The sequence below is a fragment of the Haemophilus haemolyticus genome (genome assembly GCF_001679045.1).
Lineage (GTDB): Bacteria > Pseudomonadota > Gammaproteobacteria > Enterobacterales > Pasteurellaceae > Haemophilus > Haemophilus haemolyticus.
Genome location: NZ_LYCK01000012.1, coordinates 387242 through 405690, shown reverse-complemented (window position 1 = coordinate 405690; position 18449 = coordinate 387242). Strand labels below are relative to the sequence as shown.

Below are 18449 nucleotides of genomic sequence, written 5' to 3'. Positions count from 1 at the left end.
AGCTTTTCCTTATGTATGTGTTGTGTGGTGGATAATTTTATACTTCAGCCGTTTTATTTTATCAAGAAAGATTTTTATAAAAATTAACCGCACTTTGATATTTTTAAATATTCATCAAAAAGTGCGGTCATTTTTTACATTATTTTAGTTTTTCAATCGCCCAATTTAATCCAGATTGATAATCTTCTGGTAACTCAGTGCGGAGTTTTTCTAATTGCTGAATAATGACCGCTTTATTAGGATGAGAAAGATTGATATGCCCAACCTTACGCCCAGCTCTTACTTCTTTACCGTACCAATGAAGTTGTGCAAACGGTGTATTAAGCCATTTGGGATTATGGTTTGTGCCGATTAAATTCACCATTACACTAGGGGCGAATGTTTGTAATTCAGGTGTTGGCAAATCAAGTAGCGCACGTAAATGTAATTCAAATTGACTAATAGCACATCCCAGTTGTGTCCAATGCCCACTGTTATGTACGCGAGGCGCAAGTTCGTTAATCAGTAATTTGTCGCCTACAACAAAACATTCCATTGCCATTACACCCACATAGCCTAATTTATCCATAATTTTGCTGAGCATGGCTTCTGCTTGCTTTTGTTGTGCAGATTGTTGAGGAAACGCAATATCAACCACGCTGTAACGCAAAATACCGTTTTGTTGCAGGTTATGTGTAACGGGATAAAAACGTTTTTCACCATTTTTAAATCTTGCGCCTACAATAGAAACTTCATAATCGAAAGGAATAAATTTTTCTGCGATCACTTCACCAAATAAGTCATCGGTGATGTCCGCTTTGTTTTCATTGCTGATAATCCATTGACCACGTCCATCATATCCGCCGGTTCTGCGTTTAACGACGACTTTCTCGCCAACGGTTTGGAAAACATCATTCCACTGCGTTTTATCTTTTAATAAACACCAAGGTGAGGTAGAAAGATTTAGCTCATCAAGCAAGGATTTTTGCGTAAAACGATCGGCCAATAATCCAAATACATGTTGATTGACGAAGTTTTTATGATTACCGAGTAATTCAGTCAAAGGCGTTTTTTCCCAGCGTTCAATTTCCGCCGTAATGATCGCATTTTCAGGTAAGTCAAAAACTGGCGCATTGAAGGCTAAGGGTTCAACATAAATATCTAAAGGTGCGCCTGCGTAACGTAACATTCTGCCGAGTTGTCCGTTGCCAAGTACATAAACGGTTGGGTATAAGGTGAAGTTTTGCATAATATTTCTCGTTAAATTTACGAAAAAAACAACCGCACTTTAAAAGTGCGGTCAGAACTGAAGAAATTTTTATGTGCGTGGATCGGGATTGTCCAGTACAGCATGAGTTTGGCTTTCACGGAAAGATTGCAAGCGTGAAAGCAATTCTGCATCCCAACCTGCTAGAATTTGGGCGGCTAACAATCCTGCGTTTGCCGCGCCCGCAGGGCCAATAGCCAATGTTCCGACTGGGATTCCTTTTGGCATTTGCACAATTGAATAAAGGCTATCCACACCACTTAACATAGAACTTTTTACTGGTACGCCCAGCACTGGCACAAGTGTTTTCGCTGCGATCATACCGGGTAAATGTGCCGCACCGCCCGCACCAGCAATAATTATTTTGTAACCATTTTTTTGTGCATTTTCGGCAAATTCAAAAAGTTTATCAGGCGTACGATGAGCCGAGACGACTTCCACATGATAAGGTACTTTTAATTCATCTAAAATCTGAGTTGCCTCTTGCATGGTAGCCCAATCGCTTTTGGAACCCATCACAACGGCAATTTGTGCAGTTTTTGACATGCTATTTTCTCAATTTTTTAATTAAAAACGTGGCGTAGAATAGCACATCTTACACATGTCAGGCAAACGTTTGCTAAATGGGTTTTATAGGAAAATACCATTGCAACTTTAAGGATAAAATTTTATCCTAAGCACAATTTTTATAGAATAGGGCAAATTATGTTAGCCAAAGCAAAATATAGAAAAGATTACAAACAACCAGATTTTACTGTCACAGACGTTTATTTAGATTTTCAACTTGATCCTAAACATACTGTGGTGACCGCAACCACAAAATTCCAACGCTTAAATGATGAAGCGACTTCTTTACGTTTAGATGGGCATAGTTTCCAGTTTTCCTCTATTAAATTTAATGGTGAGCCATTTTCTGCTTATCAACAAGATGGCGAGAGTTTAACGCTCGATTTAAAAGGTAAAAGTGCGGAAGAATTTGAACTTGAAATTGTGACCTTCCTTGTGCCAGTCGAAAACACTTCATTACAGGGGCTTTATCAATCTGGAGAAGGTATTTGTACGCAATGCGAGGCGGAAGGTTTTCGTCAAATCACTTATATGCTTGATCGTCCTGATGTGTTAGCGCGTTACACAACTAAAATTACGGCAGATAAAACCAAATATCCATTCTTACTTTCTAATGGTAATCGCATTGCAAGTGGTGAATTAGAAGATGGTCGCCATTGGGTGGAATGGAACGATCCATTCCCGAAACCAAGCTATTTATTTGCTTTAGTGGCAGGGAATTTTGATTTATTACAAGATAAATTCATCACCAAAAGTGGGCGAGAAGTTGCGTTAGAGCTTTATGTGGATCGTGGCAATCTTAACCGTGCAACTTGGGCAATGGAAAGTCTGAAAAAAGCGATGAAATGGGATGAAGATCGCTTTAATTTAGAATATGACTTAGATATTTACATGATCGTTGCCGTCGATTTCTTCAATATGGGCGCAATGGAAAATAAAGGGTTAAATATCTTTAACTCTAAATTCGTGTTGGCCAATCCACAAACGGCAACAGATGAGGATTATCTTGCTATTGAAAGTGTGATTGCACACGAATATTTTCATAACTGGACAGGCAACCGTGTAACCTGCCGAGATTGGTTCCAATTAAGTTTGAAAGAAGGCTTAACGGTTTTCCGTGATCAAGAATTTTCTTCAGATACAGGTTCGCGTGCCGTGAATCGCATTAATAATGTGAAATTTTTACGCACCGTGCAATTTGCCGAAGATTCAAGCCCAATGTCACACCCAATTCGCCCTGAGAAAGTGATTGAAATGAATAACTTTTACACGGTGACAGTATATGAAAAAGGGGCTGAAGTCATTCGTATGTTGCACACTTTATTAGGTGAGCAAGGTTTCCAAAAAGGGATGCAACTTTATATTGCTGAAAACGATGGCAAAGCGGCAACCTGCGAAGATTTTGTTTCTGCTATGGAACGTGCAAATAACCTCGATTTAAACCAATTCCGTCGTTGGTATAGTCAATCGGGTACGCCAGAATTATTGATTAGCGATGCGTATGACGAAAAAACGCATACTTATCGTTTAACGGTTTCACAATCCACACCGCCAACCGCCGATCAAATGGAAAAAGTGAATTTACATATTCCATTAAAAGTGGCGCTTTATGACGCGAATGGCACAAAACAAATGCTACAACATAATGGTGAATTGTTGAGTGATGTATTAAATGTCACTGAAAAAGACCAAGTCTTTGAGTTTCATGGCATTTATGGTCGCCCAATTCCAGCATTGTTATGTGATTTCTCCGCGCCGGTAAAACTGGATTATGATTACAAAACCGAGCAGTTATTAGGCTTGCTGAAATTTGCAGATAATCAGTTTATCCGTTGGGATGCGGCACAAATGTTATTTACGCAAGAATTACGTCGTAATGTTGTGAGTTTCCAACAAGGCGAGCCACTAGAAATTTCCCCTGAAATGTTGACCGCACTTTCTTATGTTCTGAATCATTATGAGAAAGATATTGAACTGGCAACATTAATTCTCACCCTTCCAAAAGAAATGGAATTTGCTGAAGGTTTCAAAACTATCGATCCTGATGGCATTTCAGCCGCAAGAGCATTTATGCAAGCGCAAATTGCCGAGACTTTAAAAGATGATTTCTTGCGTGTTTATACCCATATTCGCCTTGATGAATATCAAGTTACACAGCAAGACATCGCCTTACGTGCAATGCGTAATCTTTGTTTAACTTATTTGGCTTACACCAATTTGGGTAACAACTTAGTTCAAAAACACTACAATAATGCGAATAATATGACAGATACCTTGGCTGCATTAAGTGTTGCAACTAAAGCGGCATTACCTTGCAGAGATGCATTATTAGCTGATTTTGAACAAAAATGGCAACACGATGGATTAGTGATGGATAAATGGTTTGCATTACAAGCCACTCGTCCAGATGAAAATGTATTGGAAATTATTCAGTTATTAATGGATCACTCAAGTTTTAACTTCAACAATCCAAACCGTTTACGTTCATTAATTGGCAGTTTTGCTAATCACAACTTAAAAGCCTTCCACAATGTAAGCGGAGCAGGCTATCGTTTCTTAACGGATGTTTTAATCCGTTTAAATGAAAGTAATCCGCAAGTAGCTGCACGCTTAATTGAGCCATTAATTCGTTTTTCTCGCTTTGATGCCCAACGCCAAACGTTGATGAAACGTGCTTTAGAACGCCTAAGCATTGTAGAAAATCTTTCAAAAGATTTATTTGAAAAAATTGAGAAAGCGTTGCAGTAGGTGGCGTAAATGTGCGTAAAAGAGGAAATGAGTTGTCTACAATTTGTAGCCAGCTGAAAATGAAATCACCTAAAGCCAAATCTTTAAAATATGGTTAAAAGTACGGTAAATTTTGCAATAGTTTTTGGGGCATTTAGTATGCCCCTTTGTTTTATACGCGGTTTAAGTATTAATTTATTTCATACAAATCCTGAAAATAATAAGTTTGCATAATACACTAAGATGGCGCATTCTATACCCGTACAGACGTTTAGCCGTCTAAATGATTAAGAAGATTACTTTAAAACGGGAGTTATTATGACAACATCACATATTTTAGGCTTTCCTCGTGTGGGTGCAAAACGTGAATTAAAATTTGCACAAGAACGTTATTGGCGTAAAGAATTAGCAGAGCAAGATTTATTAGATTTAGCGAAAGCATTGCGTGAAAAGAACTGGAAACATCAAGCAGCGGCGAATGCGGATTTCGTTGCCGTGGGCGATTTCACGTTCTACGATCATATTTTAGATTTACAAGTGGCAACAGGGGCAATTCCTGCTCGTTTTGGTTTTGATAGCCAAAATTTAACCCTTGATCAATATTTCCAACTTGCACGTGGTAACAAAGATCAATTTGCGATTGAAATGACCAAATGGTTCGATACGAACTATCATTATCTCGTGCCAGAATTTCATAAAAATACACAATTCAAAGCTAATCCAGCACATTATGTAAACCAAATCCGTGAAGCAAAAGCATTAGGTTTAAACTTCAAACCGGTGATTGTTGGCCCATTAACATTCTTATGGTTAGGTAAAGAAAAAGGTGAAGCGTTTAACCGTTTCGATTTATTAAATCAATTAGTGCCTGTTTATGTTGAAATCTTAAACGCATTAGTGGCTGAAGGTGCGGAGTGGATTCAAATTGATGAACCTGCACTAGCATTGGATTTACCAGCAGAATGGGTTGAAGCCTATAAATCTGTGTATGCTGAATTAAGCAAAGTGAATGCAAAATTATTGTTAGCCACTTATTTTGGTTCCGTTGCTGAACACGCTGAGTTATTAAAAGCTTTACCTGTTGCGGGCTTGCATTTAGATTTAGTGCGTGCTCCAGAACAGTTAGCGGCATTTGAAGATTACAGCAAAGTGTTATCAGCTGGTGTGATTGAAGGCCGTAATATCTGGCGTGCAAACTTAAACAAAGTGTTAGATGTATTAGAGCCATTAAAAGCAAAATTAGGCGAGCGTTTATGGATTGCACCAAGCTGTTCATTATTGCACACCCCATTTGATTTAGAAGTGGAAGTACAATTAAAAGAAAAAAATACCGCACTTTACAGCTGGTTATCGTTCACGTTACAAAAAGTAGAAGAATTAAACGTATTAAAACAAGCATTAAATCATGGTAGAGCGTCTGTACAAGCAGCATTAGATGCAAGCCAAGCGGCAGCAGATGCACGTGCAACCTCAAAAGAAATTCATCGTCCTGAAGTGGCTGAGCGTTTAGCAAACTTGCCAAAAGGTGCGGATCAACGTAAATCGCCATTTGCAGAACGTATTGTTAAGCAAAATGCCTGGTTAAATTTACCGCTTTTACCAACTACAAACATTGGCTCATTCCCGCAAACTACTGAAATTCGTCACGCCCGTGCAAGTTTCAAAAAAGGCGAGTTATCTCTTGCAGATTACGAAGCGGCAATGAAAAAAGAAATTGAATATGTGGTACGTCGCCAGGAAGAATTAGATTTAGATGTGTTAGTTCACGGTGAAGCGGAACGTAACGACATGGTGGAATACTTTGGGGAATTATTAGATGGTTTCGCGTTCACCAAATTTGGTTGGGTACAAAGCTACGGTTCACGTTGTGTAAAACCACCAGTAATTTACGGTGATGTTACCCGCCCAGAGCCAATGACAGTCCGCTGGTCACAATATGCACAAAGCTTAACAAACCGCGTGATGAAAGGGATGTTAACCGGCCCTGTGACTATTTTACAATGGTCATTCGTGCGTAACGATATTCCACGTTCAATCGTATGTAAACAAATCGGCGTGGCATTATCTGATGAAGTGTTAGATTTAGAAGCGGCGGGCATTAAAGTTATCCAAATCGATGAGCCAGCCATTCGTGAAGGGCTACCGCTTAAACGTGCTGATTGGGATGCATACTTACAATGGGCGGGCGAAGCATTCCGTTTAAGCTCAATGGGCGTGCAAGATGATACGCAAATTCACACTCATATGTGTTACTCTGAATTTAACGACATCTTACCAGCGATTGCTGCATTAGATGCGGATGTGATTACTATCGAAACTTCACGTTCAGATATGGAATTATTAGATGCCTTCGTGAAATTCAACTACCCGAATGACATCGGTCCAGGCGTATATGATATCCACAGCCCACGTGTACCAACCGCAGGTGAAATTGAACACTTATTACGCAAAGCGTTAAAAGTAATTCCAAAAGAACGCTTATGGGTAAATCCAGACTGCGGTTTAAAAACACGTGGTTGGACAGAAACTATCGATCAATTAAAAGTGATGGTGGATGTAACGAAAAAATTACGTGCGGAATTAGCGTAAGTAATAATACAGAAAGAATAATTATCAAACACAACATAATTAAAGCCGAATCCGATTGGGTTCGGTTTTTTATTTGCACATCATCTTTGTTCCTCGTAGAATACAGGCAGTCTTCCTTTTAAAGTGCGGTAAAATTGACCGTACTTTCTTACAGTCAACTATCCCGAGAGATAAACGAGTATGTATCAATTATTCCGTCACGGTATTTTCCAAATGGATGCTGAAAAGGCTCATAATTTTACGATTCAATGCTTGAAATTAGCTGGTAATCCTTTATTTCAACCGATCTTAAAATCTATTATTCATGCTCCCAAAGGCTTTCCTAAAACGGTAATGGGAGTGAATTTTCCTAATCCCATTGGATTGGCGGCAGGGGCAGATAAAAATGGCGATGCGATTGATGGCTTTGGTGCATTAGGTTTTGGTTTTCTCGAAGTAGGAACTGTCACGCCCGTTGCGCAAGATGGGAATGCAAAGCCACGTCAGTTTCGTTTGATTGAAGCTGAAGGCATTATTAACCGTAATGGCTTTAATAATAATGGTATTGACTATCTTATAGAAAATGTGAAAAACGCCCGTTATAAAGGCGTGATTGGCATTAATATTGGTAAGAATAAATTCACACCTTTAGAACAAGGCAAAGATGATTATATTTTCTGTTTGAACAAAGCCTATAACTACGCTGGTTACATTACGGTGAATATTTCATCACCCAATACACCGGATTTACGTCAGTTACAATATGGTGATTATTTCGATGATTTATTGCGAAGCATCAAGGATCGTCAGGCTGTTTTAGCAAATCAATACAATAAATATGTGCCGATTGCGGTAAAAATTGCACCAGATTTAGCAGAAAGTGAATTAGTGCAAATTGCAGATACGTTGGTTCGTCATAAAATGGATGGCGTTATTGCAACGAATACTACGATTTCTCGTGATACTGTGATGGGGATGAAAAATGCGGAACAGCAAGGCGGATTAAGTGGAAAGCCGTTGCAGCATAAAAGTACCGAGATTATTAAGCGATTACATCAAGAACTGAAAGGTCAGATTCCGATTATTGGTAGCGGTGGCATTGATGGCTTGCAAAATGCGCAAGAGAAAATTGAGGCTGGCGCAGAGTTGTTACAAGTTTATTCAGGATTGATTTATCACGGTCCAAAATTAGTAAAAGAATTAGTAAAAAATATTAAATAATGACAAAAAAATACGACTTACATTGTCACAGCACAGCATCAGATGGGATATTGAGCCCAACTGAATTAGTGCATCGTGCTTATGCGCAAGGCGTGAACGTGCTGGCATTATGTGATCACGATACGATTGCGGGTATTGATGAAGCTGAGACTGCAGCGAAAGAAGTAGGCATTGAATTAATTACTGGAGTAGAAATTTCTACAAATTGGGAAGGGCGAGGGATCCATATTGTAGGATTAAACTTCGATAAAACTCATTTCAAAATGACCGCACTTTTGCAAAGCCAAAAAGCATTACGTGAAAAAAGAGCGGTGGAAATTGGCGATAAATTAGAAAAAGCAGGGATTCCTAATGCTTATGAAGGTGCAAAGGCTTTAGCCGATGGCGAAGTGACGCGTGCTCATTACGCACGTTATTTGGTGCAGATTGGTAAGGTATCTAATGATGGTCAGGCCTTTAAACGCTATTTAGGGCAAGGAAAATCGGCATTTGTCAAAGCTGAATGGACAGATATTCCCACAGCGATTGAGACAATTCATGCCGCGGGCGGTATAGCTATTATTGCGCATCCATTACGTTATAACATGACGGGGAAATGGGTGCTTAAGCTGATAACCGATTTTAAGGCTTGGGGCGGTGATGGAATGGAAATGGCGGATTGTGGTCAGACAAAAGATCAACGTCAAATTCTTGCTCGTTGGGCAAAAGAATTTGATTTACTGGGATCGGTTGGCTCCGATTTTCATTTTCCTTGTGGTTGGGTAGAGTTAGGAAAAAATTTAGATTTAGTTGATGGCGTCATCCCAGTTTGGGAAAAATTTTAGTCAGATAGAGAATGTTCAAATAATAAATACCTGTTTCCTTGATAATAAAATTTATTTGGAAACAGGTATTTTTTATGGTTCAAAATATAAAAAACTGAATTTATCCTTCGGATTTTTTCTGATTATCTAATAAATAATGTGGCGGCAATTCAGGCATTGAATCTTGTTCATCAACGGATTCAATTTCAGGTTTGAGATAAAACTCTGTCGCTTCATGATTGCTTTTCGTTTTGCCTAATAATTGTGGTTGAAGTTTTGCGAAGGTACTATTCGGTGCAAGCCAGATGCCGATAAACGCTTGATTAAATTTAGCATCAAAATCGTGTTCCAAAACAGTGTCATTTAAGACGAAGTAGCCTCTATCTGGTAAAGCAATATAGTTTAAAATGTCGTTTGGTGAGAAATCCGGAAATGTGGATTGCATTTCTTTAAGCCAGCTTTGAGTATCGCCATCATTAAGTTTTAAGGTTTCGATTTCTTTAATAAGCGTAATCGCAAAATTTTTCCCTTCAATGGGTTTTTCATATTTGAACGAGAGCATTAATGGGCGTTCATTTTCTTGATAAGTACCCGTTTCAGAAAATAAACCAATGGTATAAACATGGAACGGCCCCCACGTGTATTCGGCATTTCCAATGGGTTGCCAATGAGCAAAAGGTGCGGCAGAAAAAAACGTTATCATTGCCACAAATAGGGATTTCATTTTCATAATAAATTGCCGTGAGTAAAATTGTGTTGATTATAACAAACCGCATCAAAAAACAAATGATAAACGAGTAAAAAGGCGAGTAATTTTACTCGCCTTTAATATTACTGATGTTAATTTGTACGGTGAATTATTTTAGGCTACCCACCATATCTTCTGGGCGAACCCATTTATCAAAATCTTCAGCAGAAACTAAGCCTAAATTAATCGCTTCTTCACGCAATGTTGTACCATTTTTGTGTGCAGTTTTTGCAATTTTAGCTGCGTTTTCATAGCCAATATGCGTATTAAGTGCGGTCACCAACATCAATGAATTTTCAAGTTGTTGTTTAATTCGAGGATAGTTTGGTTCAATACCCACTGCACAGTGTTCATCGAAAGATACGCAAACATCACCCAATAATTGAGCAGATTGTAAGAAGTTTGCAATCATTACAGGGTTGAACACATTTAATTGGAAGTGACCTTGTGAGCCTACAAATGCGATAGTGGTGTCGTTACCAAATACTTGTGCGCAGACCATTGTCATCGCTTCGCATTGAGTAGGGTTGACTTTACCTGGCATGATTGATGAACCCGGTTCATTTTCAGGAATTAAAATTTCGCCAATTCCTGAACGCGGGCCTGATGCTAATAGACGAATATCGTTTGCAATTTTAAATAAACTCATTGCTAATTGACGTAATGCACCGTGAGTTTCAACAATCGCATCATGAGCGGCTAATGCTTCAAATTTATTATCTGCAGTGACAAATGGAAGTGCGGTGAATTTTGCAATGTAATCTGCCACTTTCACATCATAGCCTTTCGGCGTGTTCAAACCTGTGCCAACCGCTGTGCCACCTAATGCTAATTGACTTAAATGTGGAAGAGTATTTTTTAATGCTTTTAAGCCGAAATCTAATTGAGCAGCATAAGCCGAAAATTCTTGGCCTAATGTGAGTGGCGTTGCATCCATTAAGTGAGTGCGGCCAATTTTTACCACGTTTTTGAAGGCTTCAGATTTTGCCGCAAAAGTTTTTTGTAAACGTTCAACACAAGGAATGGTGTGCTCAACTACTTTTTTATATGCCGCAATGTGCATTGCCGTTGGGAAAGTATCATTTGAAGATTGTGATTTGTTCACATCATCATTTGGATGAATGATAGATTTTTCACCTAATTTTCCACCGTTTAGCACATGAGCACGATTTGCAACCACTTCGTTCACATTCATGTTGGATTGTGTACCAGAACCAGTTTGCCAAATAACGAGTGGGAATTGATCATCTAATTTATTTGCTAAAATTTCGTCACAAGCCTGTGCAATTAAATCACGTTTTTCAAGAGGTAATACACCTAAATCATGATTAGCAAATGCGGCTGCTTTTTTCAAATAGCCAAAAGCTTCGATAATTTCATGTGGCATTGATGCGGCAGGACCAATTTTAAAGTTATTGCGTGAACGTTCAGTTTGTGCAGCCCAGTATTTATCTGCTGGAACTTGAACTTCACCCATTGTGTCTTTTTCAATACGAAATGCCATTCTGTACTCCTATGAATTGAATGAAAATTAAAACTGGATTGATTTTAACACTTCAGAGTTATGAGTGGAACGTAACAAAAACGTTAAAAATCAGTTTTGTGACATAGATCATAAAAGTGCGGTGGATTTTCACGCATTTGTAATAATGTATATTTAATTATTTATTTTTTAGGGTTTTTTCGTTAAAATTTTAACCTCTTTATAGGGCAAGATTGAGAAAATAACGGGGCTAAAATGGCAAAAACTGCGCAATTTTACATTCTTACGGAAGATTGTACGTTAACTGTCGAAGAAATAGCCTGTAATCTTGCTGCTTCAATATGGCGATCAGGGAAAAAAGTATTAATTAGCTGTGAAAGTGAGGCTCAAGCGCTAGAGATTGACGAGCGTTTGTGGCAACGAGATCCCAATGAATTTGTTCCGCATAATTTATCGGGTGAAGCTACACAATATCCCACGCCGATTGAGATTTCATGGCTTGGAAAACGAAATTTACAACGCCGTGACGTGTTAATTAATTTGCAACAAGAAATTCCAGATTTTAGCCATAGTTTTACCCAAATTATTGATTTTGTACCGAAAGATGATGCCTTAAAAACACAAGCTCGAGAACGCTATAAACAATTACGTCTGCAAGGTTGGAATCTTTCTACTGAAAACGTGGGTTAATAAATGAACGACATTACCTTTTACCAACGCTTTGAAGCCGATATTCTCGCAGGGCGTAAAACCATCACCATTCGAGATAAATCTGAAAGCCATTTTAAAGCAGGTGATATTTTACGTGTGGGGCGCTTTGAAGATAATCAATATTTCTGCACGATTGAAGTGTTAAATGTTTCGCCGATTACCCTTGATGAACTGACGGAACTGCATGCGAAGCAGGAGAATATGGGGTTGGAAGAATTAAAAGAGGTGATTCGAGGGATTTATCCGAACGAAGAGCAGTTTTTTATTCTCTCTTTCAAATTAATTCCTATAGGAACATTCTATATCGTATGTCAAGGGAAATATAACTCAGAATCGTTTTATCAAAGATTGAATTTAGAGTCTTATCAAGGCGATTTTTATTTAGTTTTTCTTCCCTATAAGGATGGTTTATATAAAAAGTTAGAAAATGAACTAGATGAGATAAATACAATTATTATCACTGATGAAGTGATTGATGAAAATAAGCAATTTAATTTGCTCATACAAGAAAAAGATTTTATTACTCAAGAGCGAGCGATTTTTGCTTTAGAAATGCTAGTTACTTGCATAACAAACTCAAACATCGTTCATTGGGATGTTATTGATTGTTTGGACTTTATATCTGATTTTAAAGATTCTAATGTTAATGCCTTAGTACAGTCAAATTGGGTTGATTCTTTAGAAAAATTATTAGTTCAGTCTAAAATAAATATTGCCAATATATGTAGAAATGTAAAATCAAATAAAGTAAATAAAATTTATTCATTTTTGTTTTGTAATCATCTTCCAGAATTTAGCATTATTCCTGCAATTTCTGATTTAAACGAAAGTTTTATAAGAGAACAAATGTTAGGTATGGATGTAGAACAAGTTATTATTCCATTCTTTTCTATATGGAAAAATAGAGAAGATTTTTCAGAAAAATTCAAAATTTCAACAGTGATAATTTAATTAACGGTGCAACAATTCGCACCTAACCAAGAGAAAAATAAATGACACAAAAATTCGAAATGGCAGACCGTTTTAATCCGTCTGCGGTAGAACAAGCCCTTTATCAACATTGGGAAGAGAGCGGTTATTTTAAACCGTCTGAAAATGAAAACGCGCCGAGCTATTGCATTGCGATTCCTCCTCCGAACGTAACCGGCTCTCTACACATGGGGCATGCTTTCCAACAAACTTTAATGGATACGTTAATCCGTTTTCATCGTATGGAAGGGCATAACACCTTGTGGCAAGCGGGGACAGACCACGCGGGCATCGCAACCCAAATGGTGGTGGAGCGTAAAATTGCGGCAGAAGAAGGCAAAACCCGCCATGATTATGGTCGCGAAGCGTTTATCAACAAAATTTGGGATTGGAAAGCCTATTCCGGTGGCACAATTAGCCAACAAATGCGCCGTTTAGGTAACTCTATCGACTGGGAACGTGAGCGTTTCACCATGGACGAGGGGTTATCCAATGCGGTAAAAGAAGTGTTTGTTCGTTTGCATGAAGAAGGCTTGATTTACCGTGGCAAACGCTTAGTAAACTGGGATCCAAAACTTCACACTGCGATTTCTGATTTAGAAGTGGAAAACAAAGAGAGCAAAGGTTCCCTTTGGCATTTCCGTTATCCGTTAGCCAACGGCGTGAAAACCGCTGATGGTAAAGATTATTTAGTGGTCGCAACCACGCGTCCAGAAACCATGTTGGGTGATACAGCGGTTGCAGTGCATCCTGAAGATGAGCGTTATCAATCTTTAATCGGCAAAACTGTGGTTCTGCCATTGGCAAACCGTGAAATTCCGATTATTGCCGATGAATATGTGGATCGTGAATTTGGTACGGGTGTGGTGAAAATCACCCCTGCACACGACTTTAACGACTACGAAGTGGGTAAACGTCACAGCTTGCCGATGGTCAACGTGTTAACCTTAAACGCGGATATTCGTGATGAAGCGGAAATTATCGGCACCGATGGCAAACCACTTGCGGGTTATGAAGCAACAATTCCTGAGGATTACCGTGGCTTAGAGCGTTTTGCGGCGCGTAAGAAAATTGTGGCAGATTTTGAAGCGCTAGGTTTATTAGACGAAATTAAGCCACACGATTTGAAAGTGCCTTATGGCGACCGTGGCGGAGTGCCGATTGAGCCAATGCTAACAGATCAATGGTATGTAAGCGTGAAACCGCTTGCTGATGTAGCGATTAAAGCGGTGGAAGACGGCGAAATCCAATTCGTGCCGAAACAATATGAAAACCTTTACTTCTCTTGGATGCGTGATATTCAAGATTGGTGTATCTCTCGCCAACTTTGGTGGGGACACCGTATTCCAGCGTGGTATGACGCGGAAGGCAACGTTTATGTGGCTCGTAACGAAGAAGAAGTGCGGTCAAAATATAACTTAGATTCTGCGGTTGAACTCAAACAAGATGAAGATGTGTTAGACACGTGGTTCTCCTCAGGCTTGTGGACGTTCTCTACCTTAGGTTGGCCGGAGCAAACCAAAGAGCTCAAAATGTTCCACCCAACGGATGTGTTGATTACTGGCTTTGACATCATCTTCTTCTGGGTTGCGCGTATGATTATGTTTACGATGCACTTCGTAAAAGATGAAAACGGCAAACCACAAGTACCATTCAAAACCGTGTACGTAACGGGCTTAATCCGTGATGAGCAAGGTCAAAAAATGTCGAAATCAAAAGGTAACGTACTTGACCCAATCGATATGATTGACGGTATTAGCCTTGAAGATTTACTTGAAAAACGCACTGGCAACATGATGCAGCCGCAATTAGCAGAGAAAATTGCTAAAGCAACGCGCAAAGAATTTGTGGACGGCATTGCCGCTCACGGTACAGACGCATTGCGATTCACATTAGCTGCATTGGCTTCAAACGGTCGCGATATTAACTGGGATATGAAACGTTTAGAGGGCTACCGCAACTTCTGTAACAAATTGTGGAATGCAAGCCGTTTCGTCTTAACGAATGAAAAATTAGATTTAAGCGAAGGCGAGATCGAATTCTCATTAGCTGATCGTTGGATTCAATCAGAATTCAATCGCACAGTGGAAACTTTCCGTAATTCATTAAGCCAATATCGTTTCGACCTTTGTGCCAATGCGATTTATGAGTTTACCTGGAACCAATTCTGCGACTGGTATTTAGAATTGACTAAACCAGTATTTGCCAACGGCAATGCAGCACAAATTCGTGCGGCAAGCCAAACCTTGGTTCACGTGTTAGAAAAATTATTACGTTTAGCACATCCACTTATTCCATTTATTACCGAAGAAATTTGGCAAAAAGTGAAAGGGTTTATGGGTATCACGGCCGACAGCATTATGTTGCAACCTTTCCCACGTGTGGAAGAAAATGCGTTTGATGCCGAAGCAGAAACAGAGATCAATTGGCTTAAAGAAGTAATTGTTGCTGTGCGTAACATCCGTGCCGAGAGCAATATTCCACCAAGCAAAGGCCTCGATCTGTTATTCCGTAATTTAAGCACAGAAAATGCAAAAATTCTCGAAAAACAGACCGCTCTTTTAAAAGCCATGGCGAAATTAGACAACGTTCAAGTGTTATCGGCAAATGAAACTGCACCACTTGCGGTAGCGAAACTCGTTGGCAATGCTGAATTACTCGTGCCAATGGCTGGCTTTATCAATAAAGAAGCGGAACTTGCTCGGTTAACTAAAGAGATTGAAAAATATCAAAATGAAGTTAAACGTATCGAGAACAAACTTAGCAACGAAGCTTTCGTGGCTAAAGCACCTGAAGCAGTGATTGCGAAAGAACGTGAAAAACAAGCGGAATACCAATCTGGATTAGAAAAAATCCAAGAGCAGTATAAGGCGATTGAAGCGTTGTAGTTTAAATATTATGTCCCTTCTGTTTATTTCAGAAGGGATATTTTTTATTGTGAAGGATGAGAATAATGAAAGATATTTATTTTGGAAAAATATACCCTTTAGAAAAACATATATCTTTAACAAATAAGCCTTCTTTATGTAAACAGCAAATTAAATTTTTGAATCCTCTTCTATTACAAACTATGTTTACGGAAGACAATTTTGAACAATATGCTCTTAAAGTAACTTTTTTCCAAGGAAATCGATTTTCTCAAACCTTGCATTTTTGTTCTCACTCTCCGAATAAACTATTTGATACTAAAGAAGAATTAAAAGCAGTACTTTTTGATAAATTAGATAGCAAAGAAAGTTTAGGAAGTATTGTTATTGCATCAGGTGTAATTCCTTCGGAGGAAAGCTTAGTCATAAAAAATTCTTCTTGGTTTATCCGTAATTCTGATTCGTTAGATAAAAATGAATTTTTCCATTTGAGCAATGAGTGGCGTGCGATAGATGGCCGAGGTATGGCTATTTTTGAATCTTTTGGTACGGTGACAAATGCTTATAGACAAGTATTTTTAATTATGTTGGCTTTAGCATATTACAGAGCGTTACATAAAATTAGCGAAGAGTTAGCAAATGTTTTGGCTAAGCCGGATAATATTCAAGAGTTAGATAAGTTGTATACTGAAGCAGCAATTTTTAATGCGCGTTATTATTTTGATAATCCAATTGAGTTTTCTCGTTATCCAACATTTTGTGCTTGGGAACATATACGAGAGGCATATCACCTTAGAGATAAAAACAATGAGGTTACTTCTCAGTTGGCACAAGTACATCAAATACTAAGTTATACTCAACAAAAAGCAGAACAGAGTATTAATGAAAAACGTAATTGGAAGCTAGGGGTAATCGGGGTTATTTTGGGTGGAACAGGACTGATTGAGGCTATAGATATAATTATTCAATGGTTTTCTTAACTGAATTTCAGACAAGCCATTAGTTCTAGCAACGATAGGAAAGATTAAGTGGCTCTAGCCAAATAATATCCATAGGTAATTAAAAATATGACTGGTCGTGGTGGAATGCAAAGGGCGCTGCCATTGATTCTGATATAAAGCCGCGCTGTTTTTTCCTGAGCGTCGGCTAAAGAAATTCAGAAATCTTCGCTTTCTTCCTTGATTGAGGGAGCAGTATCAGATGACTTTTTGCGTGGTTTCATAATAAGCTCTAACTCTAGTTCAGCTAGAATTTTAAATAGTGTTTCTGATTTAGTACGCTCTGGCTTATTCTAAAACGCTAGAAATTCTAGTTGGGGTCGTTCTGGCGAGTTTAGCGACATCAGTTTGTGACAGCTCTCCTTGATAGAGAAATACTCTAATTACATGAGAAAGCATTTTTGCGGTGATAATAACCATTGTGACTCTTCATACGCTATGAAGTATAAGGCTTGTTTTATATCATATGCGATATAAGCTGCAAAAGATTAAAATTTCCACTGCACTATCATCTTCTACATTACAATTAAATGATTCAATTAATAGACTTTTTACATTGTTATAGAAATATTCTTAAACAAAAAGACAAGAGAAATATTGGTTTAGATTAGAAAAATTAGAAAGATTGAGAGGTATAAATTGAAATAAAAAAGTAGGCGCAATGCCTACTTTTTTATTTTTGATTTAATCCTAAAAAATCCCCAACTTCGTGTTCTAGTTGACTCATGGCAAGTAGGGCTTCTTGGGTTTTCTTGGCTTCATCTTCATCAATAACACTCATTGCAAAGCCGACATGAACGAGCACCCATTTACCAAGTAAATCGGCAGGATCTCCAGTGCAGACTAGAGAAATATTCACATCACGTTGTACGCCACATACATCCACTGTGGCAAGTTGAAGAGCACTTTCGCCAATCTTAACAATTTGGCCTGGAACACCTAAACACATAATACTTTCACTCCTATTGAAATTTGTGTCTATTTTACTATCGCGCGGAATAAGTTACGTCGATCTGGATCAAAAGTTGTTGCTTTTGTTGGCATAGATAAAATCATTCTGAGGCAATCTTGTGCGAGTTGAACTGCTTGAGTATTTGTCATTGCAGGATCAATCGGAGAATGAAGGGAGCAACTAAGATATTGTGGAATATTTTCTAAACTACTCACTGTGAAAGTGAAGGTTTTATAGGGTAGTTGTACTGAAAGTTTATCGCCAATTTCGCGCGGTTCCCATTCTTGATCTTTGCCTGGCAAAATGACAATACTCAACATCCAAGGTGTCACAACCGTACCTATCCATTGGTTTTCAAAAAGTACAAATTTAGGACAATAGCAATCGATACCTTTTCGATAGAAAGGAAGATCTTTCATTTCTTCTGCAACTTTTCGCATTTCGTTTTGGAAGATTGAAGATGGATCTTCGGCGAAGCCTTTAATGACACCTTCAAGTGCGGTGGTATTTTCTGGTGTTTTTTCGTGTCGATACATAATTATTAAAATTTACAGCGAGGTGAATTTCAACAATTCACGCATACCATAAG

General features: G+C 38.5%; 13 protein-coding genes and 2 pseudogenes. 8 read left to right on the top strand and 7 right to left on the bottom strand.

The annotated features are described in order from the left end of the window. Window positions 1–139: 139 nt before the first annotated feature. Both purK and purE read right to left on the bottom strand, forming a co-directional pair. Entirely contained in the window at window positions 140–1228 is a 1089-nt protein-coding gene (purK, locus tag A8M50_RS05320; RefSeq protein ID WP_005645502.1) for a 5-(carboxyamino)imidazole ribonucleotide synthase, read from the bottom strand. Window positions 1229–1297: 69 nt separating this feature from the next. After that, window positions 1298–1792, bottom strand: a complete 495-nt coding sequence (purE, locus tag A8M50_RS05315; RefSeq protein ID WP_005645493.1) for a 5-(carboxyamino)imidazole ribonucleotide mutase — start codon at window positions 1790–1792, stop codon at window positions 1298–1300. A 159-nt stretch (window positions 1793–1951) separates the two neighbouring features. Between purE and pepN the strand changes: the two genes are divergently transcribed. The 4 genes from pepN to A8M50_RS05295 all read left to right on the top strand — a co-directional run bounded on the left by pepN (window position 1952) and on the right by A8M50_RS05295 (window position 9153). Beyond that, window positions 1952–4561 (top strand): aminopeptidase N, encoded by a 2610-nt coding sequence (pepN, locus tag A8M50_RS05310; RefSeq protein WP_005645401.1) that lies wholly within the window; start codon window positions 1952–1954, stop codon window positions 4559–4561. A 297-nt stretch (window positions 4562–4858) separates the two neighbouring features. Then, window positions 4859–7129, top strand: coding sequence for a 5-methyltetrahydropteroyltriglutamate--homocysteine S-methyltransferase (metE, locus tag A8M50_RS05305; RefSeq protein ID WP_005645441.1), 2271 nt, complete (start codon window positions 4859–4861; stop codon window positions 7127–7129). Between the two features lie 180 nt (window positions 7130–7309). Then, window positions 7310–8329, top strand: a complete 1020-nt coding sequence (gene pyrD / locus A8M50_RS05300; RefSeq protein ID WP_005645290.1) for a quinone-dependent dihydroorotate dehydrogenase — start codon at window positions 7310–7312, stop codon at window positions 8327–8329. Next, complete coding sequence (locus A8M50_RS05295) at window positions 8329–9153, top strand: PHP domain-containing protein (protein ID WP_005645296.1); 825 nt, start codon at window positions 8329–8331, stop codon at window positions 9151–9153. Before pyrD ends, A8M50_RS05295 begins: the two co-directional genes overlap by 1 nt. A 100-nt stretch (window positions 9154–9253) precedes the next feature. Here the strand turns inward: A8M50_RS05295 and A8M50_RS05290 are convergent, their stop codons facing one another. Both A8M50_RS05290 and fumC read right to left on the bottom strand, forming a co-directional pair. Next, window positions 9254–9862, bottom strand: coding sequence for a chalcone isomerase family protein (locus tag A8M50_RS05290; protein ID WP_005645446.1), 609 nt, complete (start codon window positions 9860–9862; stop codon window positions 9254–9256). 127 nt (window positions 9863–9989) lie between these two features. After that, entirely contained in the window at window positions 9990–11384 is a 1395-nt protein-coding gene (fumC, locus tag A8M50_RS05285) for a class II fumarate hydratase (protein ID WP_005645450.1), read from the bottom strand. Between the two features lie 234 nt (window positions 11385–11618). Here fumC and A8M50_RS05280 point away from each other — a divergent pair, with 234 nt between their 5' ends. The 4 genes and pseudogenes from A8M50_RS05280 to A8M50_RS05265 all read left to right on the top strand — a co-directional run bounded on the left by A8M50_RS05280 (window position 11619) and on the right by A8M50_RS05265 (window position 16890). Beyond that, window positions 11619–12053 (top strand): DNA polymerase III subunit chi, encoded by a 435-nt coding sequence (locus A8M50_RS05280; protein ID WP_005645411.1) that lies wholly within the window; start codon window positions 11619–11621, stop codon window positions 12051–12053. A 3-nt stretch (window positions 12054–12056) separates the two neighbouring features. Further along, window positions 12057–12356, top strand: a pseudogene (gene yqfB, locus A8M50_RS05275) (N(4)-acetylcytidine aminohydrolase); the annotation flags it as partial. A gap of 710 nt (window positions 12357–13066) precedes the next feature. Next, a complete protein-coding gene (locus A8M50_RS05270; RefSeq protein WP_005645358.1) occupies window positions 13067–15931 on the top strand; it encodes a valine--tRNA ligase in 2865 nt (954 codons plus the stop codon). 65 nt (window positions 15932–15996) lie between these two features. Beyond that, complete coding sequence (locus A8M50_RS05265; protein WP_005645317.1) at window positions 15997–16890, top strand: hypothetical protein; 894 nt, start codon at window positions 15997–15999, stop codon at window positions 16888–16890. A 176-nt stretch (window positions 16891–17066) separates the two neighbouring features. Here the strand turns inward: A8M50_RS05265 and A8M50_RS09080 are convergent. The 3 genes and pseudogenes from A8M50_RS09080 to hybE all read right to left on the bottom strand — a co-directional run bounded on the left by A8M50_RS09080 (window position 17067) and on the right by hybE (window position 18396). Continuing rightward, window positions 17067–17328 (bottom strand): annotated as a pseudogene (locus A8M50_RS09080) (helix-turn-helix domain-containing protein). Window positions 17329–17581: 253 nt separating this feature from the next. Continuing rightward, window positions 17582–17857, bottom strand: coding sequence for a hydrogenase maturation factor HybG (gene hybG, locus A8M50_RS05255; protein ID WP_005626486.1), 276 nt, complete (start codon window positions 17855–17857; stop codon window positions 17582–17584). Window positions 17858–17886: 29 nt separating this feature from the next. After that, window positions 17887–18396 carry a hydrogenase-2 assembly chaperone gene (gene hybE, locus A8M50_RS05250; RefSeq protein WP_005645501.1) on the bottom strand — a complete coding sequence of 170 codons (510 nt, stop codon included), beginning with the start codon at window positions 18394–18396 and terminating at the stop codon, window positions 17887–17889. Between the last annotated feature and the right edge of the window lie 53 nt (window positions 18397–18449).

What these genes read in the sequence shown, in the direction of transcription:
- A8M50_RS05295 (WP_005645296.1), top strand. Translation starts at nt 8,329, where the DNA reads ATGACAAAAAAATACGACTTACATTGTCACAGCACAGCATCAGATGGG.
- purK (WP_005645502.1), bottom strand. Translation starts at nt 1,228, where the DNA reads ATGCAAAACTTCACCTTATACCCAACCGTTTATGTACTTGGCAACGGA.
- pepN (WP_005645401.1), top strand. Translation starts at nt 1,952, where the DNA reads ATGTTAGCCAAAGCAAAATATAGAAAAGATTACAAACAACCAGATTTT.
- A8M50_RS05280 (WP_005645411.1), top strand. Translation starts at nt 11,619, where the DNA reads ATGGCAAAAACTGCGCAATTTTACATTCTTACGGAAGATTGTACGTTA.
- A8M50_RS05290 (WP_005645446.1), bottom strand. Translation starts at nt 9,862, where the DNA reads ATGAAAATGAAATCCCTATTTGTGGCAATGATAACGTTTTTTTCTGCC.
- fumC (WP_005645450.1), bottom strand. Translation starts at nt 11,384, where the DNA reads ATGGCATTTCGTATTGAAAAAGACACAATGGGTGAAGTTCAAGTTCCA.
- metE (WP_005645441.1), top strand. Translation starts at nt 4,859, where the DNA reads ATGACAACATCACATATTTTAGGCTTTCCTCGTGTGGGTGCAAAACGT.
- pyrD (WP_005645290.1), top strand. Translation starts at nt 7,310, where the DNA reads ATGTATCAATTATTCCGTCACGGTATTTTCCAAATGGATGCTGAAAAG.
- purE (WP_005645493.1), bottom strand. Translation starts at nt 1,792, where the DNA reads ATGTCAAAAACTGCACAAATTGCCGTTGTGATGGGTTCCAAAAGCGAT.
- A8M50_RS05270 (WP_005645358.1), top strand. Translation starts at nt 13,067, where the DNA reads ATGACACAAAAATTCGAAATGGCAGACCGTTTTAATCCGTCTGCGGTA.
- hybG (WP_005626486.1), bottom strand. Translation starts at nt 17,857, where the DNA reads ATGTGTTTAGGTGTTCCAGGCCAAATTGTTAAGATTGGCGAAAGTGCT.
- hybE (WP_005645501.1), bottom strand. Translation starts at nt 18,396, where the DNA reads ATGTATCGACACGAAAAAACACCAGAAAATACCACCGCACTTGAAGGT.
- A8M50_RS05265 (WP_005645317.1), top strand. Translation starts at nt 15,997, where the DNA reads ATGAAAGATATTTATTTTGGAAAAATATACCCTTTAGAAAAACATATA.